The sequence below is a fragment of the Rhodoferax sp. genome (assembly GCF_028689305.1).
Lineage (GTDB): Bacteria > Pseudomonadota > Gammaproteobacteria > Burkholderiales > Burkholderiaceae_C > Rhodoferax.
This window is the reverse complement of the sequence record NZ_JAQTWM010000052.1, coordinates 8141-23483: the sequence shown is the minus strand read 5'-3', so window position 1 is coordinate 23483 and position 15343 is coordinate 8141. Positions and strand designations below refer to the sequence as shown.

Below are 15343 nucleotides of genomic sequence, written 5' to 3'. Positions count from 1 at the left end.
CACTGACCAGCCTCTGGATAAACACCATGACCCGCTGCCTGACCTTTCTGACCTCCCCCACCTTGTGGCTGGCCCTGCTGGGCGCGACCACTACGTTGTCGCTGTCCCCGGCCTGGGCGCAAAACTACCAGCGCCAGTTTCCGGCGGCGGCGCTGCGCGGCACACTGGAAGTCACCGCACCGCCGCAGGTGACGATCAACGGCAAACCCGAACGCCTGGCACCCGGTGCCCGCATCCGCAACACCAACAACCTGCTGTTGCTCTCAGCCAGCCTGGTCGGCCAGGCGCTGACGGTGAATTACCTGCGTGACCCGCAGGGGCAGATCCGCGAGGTCTGGCTGCTCAGTGCCGCCGAAGCCCAGGAAAAACGCACCGGCATGGACAGCAGCAACATCGTGTTTGACGCCGACACCACCCCGAGTGGCAGTGCCAACGGCCAGACGCCGCTGGCACCCATGTCGCGCTGAGGACCTGCCCGCAGCGGGTGCCTGAGCGCTCCAGCCGCCCGCCACGGGGCAATCATGAACAAAATTGGCTGCTAGCCAGCATAAACATTGCTCTTGAAGCTATCAAAACCATAGTTAATTCCAATCTTCACCATGCGTAAAAAAGTCTTTATCAAAACCTACGGCTGCCAGATGAACGAGTACGACTCGGACAAGATGAGTGACGTACTGGGAGCCGCCCAGGGCTACGAGCAAACCCACAACGTGGAAGAGGCTGACCTGATTCTCTTCAACACCTGTTCGGTGCGCGAGAAGGCGCAAGAGAAGGTGTTCTCCGACCTGGGCCGGGTCAAACACCTGAAGAAAAAAGGCGCGCTGATTGGTGTCGGCGGCTGCGTGGCCAGCCAGGAGGGCGCGGCCATCATTGCCCGCGCCCCCTATGTGGACGTGGTGTTTGGCCCGCAAACCCTGCACCGCCTGCCGCAAATGCTCGATGAGCGGGCCCGGCTGAACCGCTCGCAGGTCGACATCAGCTTTCCTGAGATCGAAAAATTCGACCACATGCCCGCCGCCCGGGTGGAAGGGGCCAGCGCCTTTGTCAGCATCATGGAAGGCTGCTCCAAATACTGCAGCTACTGCGTGGTGCCCTACACCCGGGGCGAAGAGGTGCACCGCCCGTTTGAAGACGTGCTGGTGGAAGTGGCCGGGCTGGCCGACCAGGGCGTGAAAGAAATCACTCTGCTGGGGCAAAACGTCAACGCCTGGCGTGCGACTATGGGCGACACGGCGGAGGTGGCCGACTTTGCCACGCTGCTGGAATACGTGTCCGACATTCCTGGCATCGAGCGCATTCGCTACGTGACCAGCCACCCCAACGAATTCACCCCGGCGCTGATTGCCGCCTACGAGAAACTGCCCAAACTGGTCAGCCACCTGCACCTACCGGTGCAACACGGCAGTGACCGGATTTTGATGGCCATGAAACGCGGCTACACCGCCATGGAATACAAAAGCACGGTGCGCAAATTACGCGCCATCCGCCCCAACATGGCCCTGAGCAGTGACTTCATCGTCGGTTTTCCGGGTGAGACCGAGGACGACCACGCCAAGCTGATGAAGCTGATGGATGACGTGGGCTTTGACAACAGTTTCAGCTTCATCTTCAGCCCGCGCCCCGGCACACCTGCCGCCAATCTGCATGACGACACACCGCACGAGGTCAAGCTGCGCCGCCTGCAAGAGGTGCAGGCCAACATCAATGGCAACATGGCCCGCATCAGCGAAAGCCTGGTGGGCACCCGTCAACGCCTGCTGGTGGAAGGTGCCTCCAAGCGCGACGCGGGTGAGCTGATGGGCCGCACCGAATGCAACCGGGTGGTCAACTTCATCGGCCAGCCACGCCTGATCGGGCAGATGGTGGAGGTGCAGATCACCGAAACCCGCACCTTCACCCTGCGCGGTGAGGTGGTGACCCAGTAAGCCACGCTGCTGGGCTGAAGCCGCCGTGCCGCCGACAGCTATCATTTTCATAGCTTAAACCCATCTGTTTATCCGGGCCAGAGGCCTAAAAGATCGATGTCTCTGACGGCAAAGGCTGGCTTGCGCTTGGCGCGCAGGGGACGTCCGGGCAGGTCAGCGCCAGCAGATGCCGGGCGTGGGCCTGCAGTGCCTCATTCAACTCGGGTGGTGAAACCACCTCGAAGCGGAACGACACCTGGGCCAGTTGCCGGGCAAACCAGCCCAGGTCATCCGCCTGGCTGTACAGCATCACCACCGCCCCAGCCGGGTGGAACAGACCCAGGGCGTCAAACAACTCGGCGCGGGCTGAGGCCAGATCGGTGTGCAGCCGCACCGTGATGGCATGGGTTCGGGGCAAAGTCGCCAGGCCCAGGGCCAGATGGCGCACCGCGTCAAAGTCAAACGGCGGCACAAAGCGGGTCGGCAGCACCTGCAACGACTGGATACGGTCCAGCCGGAATGACCGCAAACCACCGCGCAGGTGGCAATGCCCCACCGCGTACCAGCGGCCGGCGCGCCAGGCCAGGCCATAACAGTCAAAGTCCCGCTCGGTCGACGCCTGGTCGGCGGCGCAGTAACACAAGCGCACCCGGGCACGCTGCTCGGCGGCGGCACCCATCGTCAACAGCACACCGCTGCCCAGGGTGGCCACCGGCTGCGACAACGCCAGTTGCACGGTACTGGCGACGGCGCGCAACTGGTCACGCAGCGCCGGCGGCATCACCCGCAACAGTTTGGCTTGAGCATGAGCGGCACCGGCCACGGTGTCGGCCAGGCCCAGCTGCCCAGCAAACAGCAGACCCATTGACAACGCCACGCCCTCCGCGTCGGAAAACATCAGCGGCGGCAGCTTGGCACCGGGCTGGAGCCGGTAAGCCCCATAACGCCCGCGCACCGACTGCACCGGCACCCCCAGACCCTGCAGCCGGGTGACATAACGCCGCAAGGTGCGCCCGTCCACACCGAGCCGCTGCGCCAGCTCGGTGCCACGGAGTTCGCCGGCATTCTGCAAGAGCTCCAGCAGAGCCAGCACACGGGTGGTCGGGGAGGACATGGCGCCAGTTTAAAACCGGCCGGTTTTTATCAGGACAAATTGTGTCCGCATGCCTGCCTATATTTCGTCACACCACTGCTTCACCAACAAGGAACCTCCGATGGACACACTGTTTTGGCCCCATACCCAGCACCTCTGGCTGTTCAGCCTGATGGTGTTTGGCATCATCGCCCTGCCAGGCCTGGACATGGCCTACGTGGCGGCCAGTGCCTTGGCCGGGGGCCGCCGGCACGGGCTGGCGGCGGTGGCCGGCATTGTGGCGGGCGGTATGGTGCATGTGCTCATGACCACCCTGGGTCTGGGGCTGCTGCTGACGCTGTATCCGCTGGCCTTCAACGTCCTGTTGCTGGTCGGCTCACTCTACATCGCCTGGATCGGTTGGGGTCTGTGGCGTGGGGCCACGGCACTGGGAGAGATCGGCACGATGCCGCGCCTGAACACCCGGCAAACCATCTGGCGCGGCGCTTTGTCGTGCCTAATGAATCCGAAGGCCTACGTGTTCATGGTGGCGATATTTCCGCAGTTCATGCGCCCGCACTACGGGCCGCTGGCACTGCAGGCGCTGCTGATGGGCTTGATCATCTCGCTGACCCAGGTGCTGGTGTATGGGGCCATGGCCTGGGGCGCCGGCAGCATCCAGCAATGGCTGCGCAGCCACCCGGCCAGCCAGGTCCGGCTGGGACAAGCCGTGGGTCTGCTGCTGATGCTGGCCGCCGTCTGGACGGGCTGGAGCGGCTGGCGCACAGGGGGTTGAGGCCAACCGCGCCTGCAGCGCCATTTTTGCTATTTTTTATATAGCTATAAAGGCAATATTCTTCCGGGCTAGAGCCCTGAATCTTGTAAAAATCAGAACGGCATCCGGGGCATGCCCTTCAGGCCACCGAGGCGCTTCATCATCTTCATCATGCCGCCGCCCTTCATCTTTTTCATCATGTCCTGCATCTGCTCGAACTCCTTGAGCAAACGGTTGACCTCCTGCACTTGCACCCCCGCCCCCATGGCAATGCGGCGCTTGCGGGTGGCCTTGATGAGTTCGGGCTTGCGCCGCTCCAGCGCGGTCATGCTGTTGATGATGCCTTCCTTGCGCTTGATGTCCTTCTCGACCCGGCCCATGTCGACCTGACCGGCCTTGGCCGCCATGGCGGCCGGCAGTTTGTCCATCAGGCTGGACAGGCCGCCCATCTGTTTCATCTGCTGGATCTGGGCCAGAAAATCATTCAGGTCAAAACCGCCACCGCTCTTGACCTTGGCCGCCAGCTTTTGCGCAGCGGCCATGTCCACCCCGGCGGTGACCTGCTCCACCAGCGCCAGGATGTCGCCCATGCCCAGCACCCGCGAGGCATGGCGTTCGGCATCAAACACCTCCAGACCGTCGAGTTTTTCGCTGGTACCGGCAAACTTGATCGGTGCGCCGGTGATCTGGCGCACCGACAGCGCCGCACCGCCACGCGAGTCGCCGTCAAGTTTGGTCAGGACAATGCCGGTCAGCGGCAAAGCTTCCTTGAAGGCCTTGGCGGTATTGATGGCGTCCTGGCCCTGCATGGCATCCACCACAAACAGGGTTTCCACCGGGTGAATGGCTGCGTGCAGCTCGCGGATCTCGCGCATCAGGGCTTCGTCAATGGCCAGACGGCCGGCGGTGTCCACCAGCAGCACATCAAAGTAGTGCTTCCTGGCATAGTCCAATGCCGCCAGCGCAATGTCCACCGGCTTCTGCTCGGGCGTGCTGGGAAACCACTCGGCCCCCACCTGACCGGTCACGGTCTTGAGCTGCTCAATGGCAGCCGGGCGATAGACGTCGCCAGACACTGTCAGCACCTTTTTGTGGCGCTTCTCGATCAGGTGTTTGGCCAGCTTGGCGGTGGTGGTGGTTTTACCGGCCCCTTGCAAACCGGCCATCAGGATCACGGCCGGTGGTTGCGCGGCGAGGTTGATGTCGGCCACGCCGTCACCCATGGTGGCGGCCAATTCACGGTTGACGATGGCCACCAGGGCCTGGCCCGGTGTGAGTGACCCCAGCACCTCCTGGCCCAGGGCTTTTTCCTTGACCCGGGCAATGAAGTCACGCACCACGGGCAGCGCCACGTCGGCTTCCAGCAAGGCCATGCGCACTTCGCGCAGCATGTCAGTGACATTGCTTTCCGTGATGCGGGCCTGGCCACGAATTTCCTTGACGAGGCGGGAGAGTTTGTCGGTAAGAGCGGAAGCCATAAGGGAGTAAGTCCGCCGAAGCGGAACCTGGGTTGAAGCCAATGGAAATGGCTGGGGACAAAACGCTAAACTGTAGGCATGATTTTAGCCAGTGCTTCCCCTTTGACGCTGACGCTGTCGCTGGCAGCCTCGGCGGCCTATGCGGCGTCGGCCACCGGGGCGTCGCGCGTCAACCAGACGCTGCCCCGTGCCGCCGTCTGGGTGGCCTGGTGTTTGCACGGGATGGTGCTGGCCTGGGGGCTGTGGGGGGCTGAGCCGCGTTTTGGTTTTGCCCCGGCCCTGTCGGTGACAGCCTGGCTGGTGGGGCTGGTTTACGCGATCGAGAGTTACGTCTTCCCGCAACTCAAAACGCCCTGGCTGCTGTCGGGCATTGGTTCGGCGAGTGTGTTGCTGGCCCTGCTGTTTCCCGGTTCACCGCTGACGGCGCGCGCCTCCCCCTGGCTGCCGCTGCATTGGGTGCTGGGCATTGCCTCGTATGGCCTGTTCGCCGTGGCGGTGGTACACGCCTGGCTGATGACCCGGGCAGAGGCGCGTATCCGCAATGCGGGTGATGGGCGCACCGGCATACCGCTGTTGACCATGGAACGGCTGACCTTCCGTTTTGTCAACGTCGGCTTTGTGCTGTTGTCTGCCACCCTGCTGGCCGGCTTTTTCTTCGGCACCCATTTGTACGGAACCACCCACTCATTCAAGTGGAATCACAAGACCGCATTCGCCGTGTTGTCCTGGCTGACATTTGCCGTGCTGATGATCGGCCGAGCACGTTTTGGCTGGCGCGGCCGGCGGGCCATCCGCGTGCTTTACATGGGCGCCGGGCTGCTGCTGCTGGCCTATGTCGGCTCACGCTTTGTCATGGAAGTGATTCTGGGACGCGCGCTGTGAAAGCCTTGCTGCTTCTGGTGGTGGTGTTGGCCGGTGTCTGGCTCTGGCGCAGCCGAAACTCGCCAGGTCTACCCAAGTCCGACCGCCAACCAACGCCACCGCTGGACATGGTGCGCTGCACCCGCTGCGGCATCCATGTGCCCGGCAACGAGGTGGTCATGGGCGCCAAAGGTCCGTATTGCAGTGCTGATCATTTGCAACAATCGGAACCCTGAATGAAGCCGCTGCCAGAAGAAACCTCCTGGCCCGCCTCGCTGCTTCTGGAAGCTGCACCTGACCTGAGGCAACGCCCACGCGAATTTGAACGGGTCTGGCGCGGTTTCATGACCGCCCGCGCCACCTTGGGTCTGGTGCTGATGGTGCTGCAGGCCGGCATTTTCGTGCTGGCACCCCAACCAAGCACCACACCGCTGCTGATCTGTAGCGCCTACTTTGTGGCGGCGCTGGCGGTCCGGCTGGCCACGCGGCCCCAACAACTCAAGCAGCGGTTTGATGCCCAATGGCTGGGCACGGTCGGGGTTGATGTCCTGGCCTTTGCCACCCTGCAGGTGTTGCAAGGCGGCGCCATCAACTACACCCCCCTGCTGGCCCTGCCGGTCCTGATCGTCAGCGTGCTGGGATCGCGCATGCAGGCCCTGGCCGCCGCTGCGGTTGTCACCCTGCTGCTGCTGGCCTACGCCACCTGGCTGTCGCTGGACGCCTCGGGGGACATCAGCGCCTATTTTTCACAGGCTGCCCTCACAGGGGCCGGCTGTTTCGCCATCTCTTTCATCGCCAGCCAGATGGCCCGGCGTCTGGCCAGCATGGAGCTGCGGGCGCAGCGCAACCAGTTGGCGGCGACCGTGCAGCGTCAGGTCAATGAACTGGTGATTGAGTCGATGGCCGACGGCATTCTGGTCGTCGACGAACATGGCTGGGTGCGTTCTGCCAATCCGGCCGCACATCTGCTGCTTGGCACCCATGATCTGTTGCCTGGAAGTGGCTTCGACCTGCACAGCCACCCTGGCTGGCAGGCGTTGCTCGACATCGTCTGCGCCAGCTTTGCCGATCAAGCGGCCCGGCGGTCCGACATTGACATCCGGCACACCGGCCACGGCAGCCGGCGGTTGCGGGTACGCACCCAGTTGACCGCCTCGCCAGAAGGTGACACGCTGGGGTTGTGTGTGGTGTTCATGCAGGACCAACGGGAAATCCAGGCCCGCATCCGCGCCGAAAAACTCGCCAGCATGGGGCGCATGTCAGCCGCCGTGGCGCACGAGATCCGCAACCCGCTGGCCGCCATCACCCAGGCCAATGCGCTGCTGACGGAAGACCTGACCGACCCCGGCCAACAGCGGCTGGCGCGCATGGTGCAACAAAACGCCTTGCGCCTGGAGAACATCGTGCAGGACGTGCTGCATCTGACGCACGCCCCGGGGTCCACCCGCCAGGACCAGGCACAAACACTGGATCTCACCCTGGCCACCGGACGCATTTGCCGTGACTGGAAAAACCAGAATGCGGCCGCCGAGACCCTGCAACTGGATCTGTCCACCAAGGCACTGCCTGTCTGGTTTGACCCGGAGCCTCTGCGCCGCATCCTGATCAACCTGCTGGACAATGCCTACCGCTACGCCAGCCGCAGGGCGGGCTGCATCCAGGTCAGCACGAACGTCTCCGCCCCCTCCGCCAGCGTGTGCCTGCGCGTCTGGAGCGACGGTGCACCGCTGGAGCCGTCGGTGGAACAACACTTGTTTGAGCCTTTTTTTTCCTCCGAGAGCCGCTCCAGTGGACTGGGACTGTATATTTGCCGCGAATTGTGCGACAGCCAGGGAGCCAGCATTTCTTACGAACGCAGCGAAAGACGCATCAGCGACCAACTTGTATCAGGCAATGAATTCAGCGTGATGTTCCGTCCACCGCCTGCCCCGTCCACAACCGCCCACACGCCCAAGCCCGATTGACATCATGCACGCGCCTGCCAACCCCGCCCGCATTCTGGTGGTCGATGATGAGCCCGATCTGCGCACCCTGTATGAGCTGACCCTGCTGCGCGAAGGACACCGGGTCGACACAGCGGAAAATCTGCAGCAGGCCCAAACCCTGCTGACAGATCAGCCGTTTGATGTGGTGATCACCGATATGCGTCTGCCGGATGGGCTGGGCATGTCATTGATCCACCTCATCAAGGCCCAGGGTCGGGCGGAACGTTGCGTGGTCATCACGGCTTATGGCTCGGCACAAAATGCCGTGGACGCGCTGAAAGCCGGGGCGTTTGATTACCTGACCAAGCCGGTGGACCTGAAACAGTTCCGTTCGGTGGTGGCCTCCGCCGTGCGTAGCACCCCGGCACTGTCTGGTCCCGACAGCGTCGCCCCCGCAAGAAATCCTTTGGTGGCTGTCGCAGGAGTACTTGGCCAACGCGCCCTGGAGCGCCTGGTCGGGCCGTCGGACTGTATGGGCCAGATCAAGGAACGCATCCTCAAGGTGGCCACCAGCATGGCCCCCGTGATGGTGACCGGCGAATCTGGCACCGGCAAGGAGCTGGTGGCTTACGCTATCCATGCCAACAGCCACCGCGCCAAAGGGCCATGGGTGGCCGTCAACTGCAGCGCCATTCCCGAAACCCTGCTGGAGGCCGAGTTTTTTGGTGCCAAAAAAGGGGCCTACACCGGTGCCGTGCAGGACCGGGAAGGTTTTTTTCAGGCGGCCCGGGGCGGCACCCTATTTTTGGACGAAATCGGTGATCTGCCGCTGTCCATGCAATCGAAACTGCTACGGGCCATCCAGGAACGCCGCATCCGGCCCCTCGGGTCGAATCAGGAAGAGGTGGTGGACGTACGCATTGTCAGTGCCACCCACAAAAACCTGTCGCGGGAGGTGCTGGAGGGACGTTTTCGGCAAGACTTGTTCTACCGGCTCAATGTGATCGACCTGGTGATTCCTCCTTTGCGCGACCGGGTTGAAGACATTCCGGCACTCTGCCAGGCCTTGCTGGCACGTATTGCCGAGGAGTCCGGCTTACCGGCGCCGGCCTTGCCCGATGAGTTGTTGCGGGAGTTGGTGCAGCTGCCGCTGCCAGGCAATGTGCGGGAACTGGAAAACCTGCTGTACCGGGCGGTGGCGTTGGGTGACGGGCACAGGCTGAAGCTGGATGTGCCAGCCCCCCTTCCCCTCACCATGGGCCGGTCGGCACCGGATCTATCCATCGATCAACAGGAAACTGCCCGGACTGAGAGTGCGCCAGAGCTGCCAAATGATCTGCAGGCCTACCTGGACGATCTGGAACGTACCCTGCTGGCGCAAGCCCTGCAGACCACCGGTTTCAACCGCACGGCCGCCGCTGCCCGGCTGGGATTGAGCCTGCGCCAGATGCGCTACCGGATTGCACGCCTGCAGATTGAAGTTCCTCATGCGGGAGACGGCGGTGATGACCCCGAATAATGCACCAGACCACCGGGCTAACACCGCTTTATGGCAAGGCGGCTGGTATCGGTTTGCCGCCCGGCTGGATTCGCCCAATTTTGGGCCACGCCCGCCACAGGCCTTGATTGACCTTGTTGTGTTGCACTCGATCAGCTTGCCGCCGGGACAGTATGGCGGCAGCGAGGTTCAGCAGCTGTTTACCAATCAACTCGACTGGCAGGCTCATCCGTATTTCCAGCGTATTGAAGGCCTCACCGTGTCGTCCCATTTTTATATCCGGCGTGACGGTGAACTGTGGCAGTTTGTCAGTTGTGATGACCGCGCCTGGCACGCCGGTGTGTCCAGTTACCGTGGGCGGTCCAATTGCAACGACGACAGCATTGGCATTGAACTCGAAGGCCTGGAGGGTGACTGTTTTGAACCCGCACAATACGCGACGCTGTGCGCACTGTGTGCCAGCCTGATGCAGCGTTACCCGATTGCCCACATTGCCGGTCATGAACACATCGCATCAGGACGCAAATACGACCCGGGTGCAGGCTTTGACTGGCCACAACTGCAAAAGAATCTGGGACTGTCCCCTCAGTATTTACCCGCAGAAGTGCGTTGAACAACATCTGCCCTTCCTTCTGGAAGCGGTCTTCCAGCATCCCCAAAATCAGCAGCAAGCCCGCGTCATAAAAAGCCTGGGCGCTATCAATTTCTGAGAAGCATCTTCTTTTTCTGGTGAACGGAAGATTGATCAAAACACTACAGGTAGTGTCAGCAAGCCACGCCAAACACCAGATATGGTGGTAAGCTCTTCAGCCAAGCGTTCTGCAGGAGGCCCTTTGGCAGGCCCCTCATCAAACAACGCACACCCATTCAAACCAGTTTCATCAGAGGAAAACATGCAAACTGCCCAGAACACCGTCGTCACAACACCTGCAACCCTGTTGGCCAGCGCAACGGCCGACAAACCAGCTGCCTCCGGCAGCCTGAACCAGTACCAAATCATCCGCCGCAACGGCGCTGTGGTTCCGTTTGAACCCAACAAGATCGCCGTCGCCATGATGAAAGCCTTTTTGGCTGTTCATGGTACCCAGGGCGCAGCCTCGGCCAGCGTGCGTGAAACTGTTGAGGAGTTGACCCAAGGGGTGATCCGCGCCCTGATGCGTTCGCGTCCAGCCGGTGGTACGTTCCATATCGAAGATGTGCAGGACCAGGTGGAACTGGGACTGATGCGGGGCGGGCATCATGAAATCGCCCGCGCCTACGTGTTGTATCGGGAAAAACGGGCGCAGGAACGGGCGCAGAAAATGACCCAGCAGCTCCCGCAAACACCCGTTCTGCATGCACTGGACAAGGGTCAGCGGGTGGTACTGAACCTGGACCGACTGAACCACCTCATCTCAACAGCCTGCGAAGGCCTGGGCGCGGATGTCAAGCCGCAACCCATCATGGCGGAAACCCTGCGTAATCTGTACGATGGTGTGCCCATGGACGAGGTGTACAAGGCCTCGGTGCTGGCAGCCCGCACCTTGATTGAAAAGGATCCTGATTACACTTTTGCCACGGCTCGTCTGCTGTTTCACACCATTGCCAAAGAGGTTCTGGAACGGGATGTGGCGCCAGCAGACATGGCACAGGCCTATGTGGACTATTTCCCCCAGTTCATCAAGCGTGGTGTGGAGAACGAATTGCTCGACGAGAGGTTGCAGCAGTTTGACCTGCACCGTCTGGCCGCTGCACTCAAGGCCGAGCGTGATCTGAAGTTTGATTACCTGGGACTGCAGACCCTGTATGACCGCTATTTTCTGCACATCGGTAAGACCCACATTGAGCTGCCTCAGGCATTTTTCATGCGTGTGGCCATGGGACTGTCACTCAACGAGATTGATCGTGAAGCCCGCGCCATCGAGTTTTATGAGGTACTTTCCAGTTTCGATTTCATGTCGAGCACGCCCACGCTGTTCAACAGTGGCACGTTGCGCTCGCAGCTGTCATCCTGCTACCTGACCACAGTTCCGGATGACCTCGATGGCATTTATGAAGCCATCAAGGAAAATGCTCTGCTGTCAAAGTTTGCCGGCGGTCTGGGCAACGACTGGACCGCCGTGCGTGCCCTGGGTTCGCACATCAAAGGCACCAATGGTGAATCACAAGGTGTGGTGCCCTTCCTGAAAGTCGTCAACGACACCGCGGTGGCAGTGAATCAGGGGGGCAAGCGCAAAGGAGCGGTCTGCACTTACCTGGAAACCTGGCATCTGGATATTGAGGAATTTCTGGAACTGCGCAAAAACACCGGAGATGACCGCCGCCGCACGCATGACATGAACACCTCGAACTGGATTCCCGACCTGTTCATGCGTCGCGTCATGGAAAAAGGCCAATGGACTTTGTTCTCACCCAACAATGTGCCGGACTTGCACGACAAGTATGGCATCGAGTTCGAAAAGGCCTACACCGCGTATGAAGCCAGGGCAGCACGCGGCGAAATCACGCCAACCCGTACCCTGCCAGCCACCGATCTGTGGCGCAAGATGCTGACCATGCTGTTTGAAACCGGTCACCCGTGGATCACCTTCAAGGATGCCTGCAATGTGCGCTCTCCCCAGCAACATGCGGGGGTGGTGCACTCCAGCAACCTGTGCACCGAAATCACCCTCAACACCAGCCAAACCGAAACTGCGGTCTGTAACCTGGGTTCGGTCAATTTGCGGCAACACCTCAAAGAGGGTGCGCTCGACCATGCCAAACTGAAAAAGACCATCACCACGGCGATGCGCATGCTCGACAACGTCATTGACATCAACTACTACGCGGTCAAAAAAGCACGTGACTCCAACATGCGCCACCGTCCGGTTGGATTGGGTTTGATGGCGTTCCAGGACAGTCTGTACGAACTGCGTATTCCCTACGCCAGCGACGCTGCCGTAGCCTTTGCTGATGAGTCGATGGAAGCCATTTGCTACTACGCCTACTGGGCTTCGACAGATCTGGCTCGCGAACGAGGTCAATACTCCAGCTACAAGGGGTCGCTGTGGGACAAGGGTATCCTGCCCTTGGACACACTGGACATGCTGGCAGCCGAGCGTGGCGGTTACGTCGAGGTGGATCGTTCTGCCAAACTGGACTGGGATGCCTTGCGCCAAAAAATTGCCAAGGATGGCATGCGCAACTCCAATTGCGTAGCGATCGCCCCCACAGCCACCATCTCCAACATCATCGGTGTGGATGCGTCGATTGAACCCTGCTTCGGCAACCTGTCGGTGAAGTCCAATCTGTCGGGTGAGTTCACCATCATCAATAGTTACCTGGTGCGCGACCTCAAGCGCCGCGGTCTTTGGGACGACGTGATGGTGATGGATCTCAAACATTTTGATGGTTCACTGCAACCCATCGACCGTGTCCCAGCCGAGATCAAATCACTTTACGCCACGGCCTTTGAAATAGAAACACGCTGGCTGGTAGAGGCGGCGGCCCGGCGCCAGAAATGGATTGACCAAGCCCAGTCACTCAACATCTACATGGCTGGTGCATCAGGAAAAAAACTCGATGACACCTACAAACTGGCGTGGGTGCGCGGCCTGAAAACCACTTACTACCTGCGCACCATGTCGGCCACCCATGCCGAGAAATCGACAGTCACCGCTGGGCGTTTGAACGCGGTGTCTTCAGGTAGTCAGGCATCTGGACAAAGCGCCATGAGTGCGCTTGACGCAGCCGCTGCAGCAGCGCGTCAACAACTGGCAACAGCCCCGGCAACCGATGTGAAGTTTTGTGGTGTTGACGACCCCACATGCGAATCCTGCCAGTGATGGGCCATGAAGACCTGCAGACACAGTGCATATGCGCAACATTACACACACCGCATCTGCATCTGAACCGCTGAAAGTCTTTCTATTTTTGGCGTGACCTCTCATAATTCACAGATCGGAAAATACTATGTTGTCCTGGGACGAAGAAGTTACACCTACTGCCAGTTTGCCATCCTCATTGAGCTTGCCGGAACCATTGCTGGCCGAGCGCTTGACTAGCTCCGCTGTCGTCGCACAAGACACCTGGTCCGCACCATTGGCATCGCTTGAAACACCGTCCAACGTAACCCCCACCGTGCGGCGAGTCAACGCAGCCGACAAACGCATCATCAACGGCAAAACAGACGTCAATCAACTGGTCCCGTTCAAGTACAAATGGGCTTGGGAAAAATACCTTTCCAGCTGTGCCAACCACTGGATGCCTCAAGAGGTCAACATGACGCGGGACATCGCGTTATGGAAAGCACCCAACGGGCTGAGTGAGGATGAGCGTCGCATCGTCAAACGCAATCTCGGTTTTTTTGTCACAGCTGACTCTTTGGCAGCCAACAATATTGTGCTGGGCACCTACCGGCATATCACTGCGCCGGAGTGCCGCCAGTTTCTGCTGCGGCAAGCTTTTGAAGAAGCGATCCACACCCATGCATACCAGTACATAGTCGAGTCCTTGGGTTTGGATGAAGGCGAGATATTCAGCGCGTACCATGAGATCAAATCCATTCGCGACAAAGATGAATTCCTGATCCCATTCATCGAGGCCATCATGGATCCTGCCTTCAAGACGGGGACACCTGAAGCGGACCAGACATTGCTGAAGTCGCTGATTGTGTTCGCCTGCCTGATGGAGGGCCTGTTCTTTTATGTTGGCTTCACACAAATCCTGGCGCTGGGACGGCAAAACAAGATGACAGGTGCTGCTGAGCAATACCAGTACATCTTGCGTGACGAGTCCATGCACTGCAACTTCGGCATCGACCTGATCAATCAGCTCAAACTGGAAAATCCACTGCTATGGACCCCCGAGTTCAGGACTGAAATCAAAGCACTGTTTGAAACAGCTGTCGAACTTGAATACCGCTACGCCGAAGACACCATGCCACGTGGTGTACTGGGCATGAATGCATCCATGTTCAAGGGTTACCTGCGCTACATCGCCAATCGGCGTGCCACCCAAATTGGTCTGGAATCCCTGTTCCCCAATGAAGAGAATCCGTTCCCGTGGATGAGCGAGATGATTGACCTGAAAAAAGAACGTAATTTTTTCGAGACCCGTGTCATCGAGTATCAATCCGGCGGTGCCCTTTCCTGGGAATAACCATCCGTGATGCCTTACCCAATTCCACAGTCTTATTGCCGCGCTGCTTGTGGCAAGGCCCCTGTGTTTCCCAATTCCTGGTGCTGGGCGTGTCCCCAACACCATGAATCGCTTTATGCACATTGATTTGCATAAAGTGCCCGTTGTACCCTGATCAAGGAGAACATGATGGCAACTGCGAAAAAACCTGCTGCAAAAAAAGCGGCTCCGGCTAAAAAACCAACCCCTGTAAAAGCAGCAGCGCCAGCTAAGAAAGCTGCTGCTCCAGCCAAGAAGGCCGCTGCTCCAGCCAAGAAGGCCGCTGCTCCAGCCAAGAAGGCCGCTGCTCCAGCCAAGAAAGCTGCTGCTCCAGCCAAGAAGGCCGCTGCTCCGGCAAAGAAAGCTGCTGCTCCAGCCAAGAAGGCCGCTGCTCCAGCCAAGAAGGCCGCTGCTCCGGCAAAGAAAGCTGCTTCTCCAGCCAAGAAGGCCGCTGCTCCAGCCAAGAAAGCTGCTGCTCCAGCCAAGAAAGCTGCTGCTCCAGCCAAGAAGGCCGCTGCTCCAGCCAAGAAGGCCGCTGCTCCAGCCAAGAAAGCTGCTGCTCCAGCCAAGAAAGCTGCTGCTCCAGCCAAGAAGGCCGCTGCTCCGGCAAAGAAAGCTGCTGCTCCAGCTCCCAAAGCCGCTCCAACAGCTCAAACCAAGCTCAACCCCCAAGCTGCTTGGCCATTTCCGACCG

The 15343-nt window shown here is 60.1% G+C and carries 12 protein-coding genes and 1 pseudogene; 11 read left to right on the top strand and 2 right to left on the bottom strand.

Translation table 11 applies throughout. From position 1 onward, the window contains the following. Together PHW99_RS11600 and miaB are read left to right on the top strand one after the other, a co-directional pair. The coding region (locus PHW99_RS11600) for a hypothetical protein (protein WP_366913399.1) at nt 1-467 on the top strand (467 nt) is incomplete at its 5' end. A 132-nt stretch (nt 468-599) separates the two neighbouring features. Beyond that, complete coding sequence (gene miaB, locus PHW99_RS11595) at nt 600-1925, top strand: tRNA (N6-isopentenyl adenosine(37)-C2)-methylthiotransferase MiaB (RefSeq protein WP_300177364.1); 1326 nt, start codon at nt 600-602, stop codon at nt 1923-1925. Nucleotides 1926-2010: 85 nt separating this feature from the next. Here the strand turns inward: miaB and PHW99_RS11590 are convergent, their stop codons facing one another. After that, on the bottom strand, nt 2011-3018 hold the full coding sequence (locus tag PHW99_RS11590; protein WP_300177361.1) for a YafY family protein: 1008 nt from the start codon (nt 3016-3018) through the stop codon (nt 2011-2013). A 100-nt stretch (nt 3019-3118) separates the two neighbouring features. On the opposite strand from PHW99_RS11590, the gene PHW99_RS11585 reads away from it, so the two are divergent. Beyond that, on the top strand, nt 3119-3772 hold the full coding sequence (locus PHW99_RS11585) for a LysE family translocator (protein WP_300177358.1): 654 nt from the start codon (nt 3119-3121) through the stop codon (nt 3770-3772). A 92-nt stretch (nt 3773-3864) separates the two neighbouring features. On the opposite strand, the gene ffh is transcribed toward PHW99_RS11585, so the two are convergent. After that, entirely contained in the window at nt 3865-5229 is a 1365-nt protein-coding gene (gene ffh, locus PHW99_RS11580; RefSeq protein WP_300177355.1) for a signal recognition particle protein, read from the bottom strand. A 78-nt stretch (nt 5230-5307) separates the two neighbouring features. Here ffh and ccsA point away from each other — a divergent pair, with 78 nt between their 5' ends. The 8 genes and pseudogenes from ccsA to PHW99_RS11540 all read left to right on the top strand — a co-directional run. Next, entirely contained in the window at nt 5308-6111 is an 804-nt protein-coding gene (ccsA, locus tag PHW99_RS11575) for a cytochrome c biogenesis protein CcsA (RefSeq protein WP_300177352.1), read from the top strand. Then, the gene (locus PHW99_RS11570; protein WP_300177349.1) at nt 6108-6326 is read left to right on the top strand and encodes a PP0621 family protein; all 219 of its coding nucleotides are present in this window, start codon (nt 6108-6110) and stop codon (nt 6324-6326) included. The genes ccsA and PHW99_RS11570 overlap by 4 nt, the downstream gene beginning before the upstream one ends. Further along, nucleotides 6327-8054 carry an ATP-binding protein gene (locus PHW99_RS11565; protein ID WP_300177346.1) on the top strand — a complete coding sequence of 576 codons (1728 nt, stop codon included), beginning with the start codon at nt 6327-6329 and terminating at the stop codon, nt 8052-8054. 4 nt (nt 8055-8058) lie between these two features. Continuing rightward, nucleotides 8059-9534: a sigma-54 dependent transcriptional regulator gene (locus PHW99_RS11560; protein ID WP_300177343.1), complete on the top strand. Its 1476-nt coding sequence runs from the start codon at nt 8059-8061 to the stop codon at nt 9532-9534. Further along, nucleotides 9521-10126: a 1,6-anhydro-N-acetylmuramyl-L-alanine amidase AmpD gene (gene ampD / locus PHW99_RS11555; protein WP_300177340.1), complete on the top strand. Its 606-nt coding sequence runs from the start codon at nt 9521-9523 to the stop codon at nt 10124-10126. The genes PHW99_RS11560 and ampD overlap by 14 nt, the downstream gene beginning before the upstream one ends. A 280-nt stretch (nt 10127-10406) precedes the next feature. Further along, nucleotides 10407-13316, top strand: coding sequence for a ribonucleoside-diphosphate reductase subunit alpha (locus tag PHW99_RS11550; RefSeq protein WP_300177337.1), 2910 nt, complete (start codon nt 10407-10409; stop codon nt 13314-13316). 127 nt (nt 13317-13443) lie between these two features. Further along, nucleotides 13444-14631, top strand: a complete 1188-nt coding sequence (locus PHW99_RS11545; protein ID WP_300177334.1) for a ribonucleotide-diphosphate reductase subunit beta — start codon at nt 13444-13446, stop codon at nt 14629-14631. A 168-nt stretch (nt 14632-14799) separates the two neighbouring features. After that, a pseudogene (locus tag PHW99_RS11540) lies at nt 14800-15343 on the top strand (hypothetical protein); the annotation flags it as partial.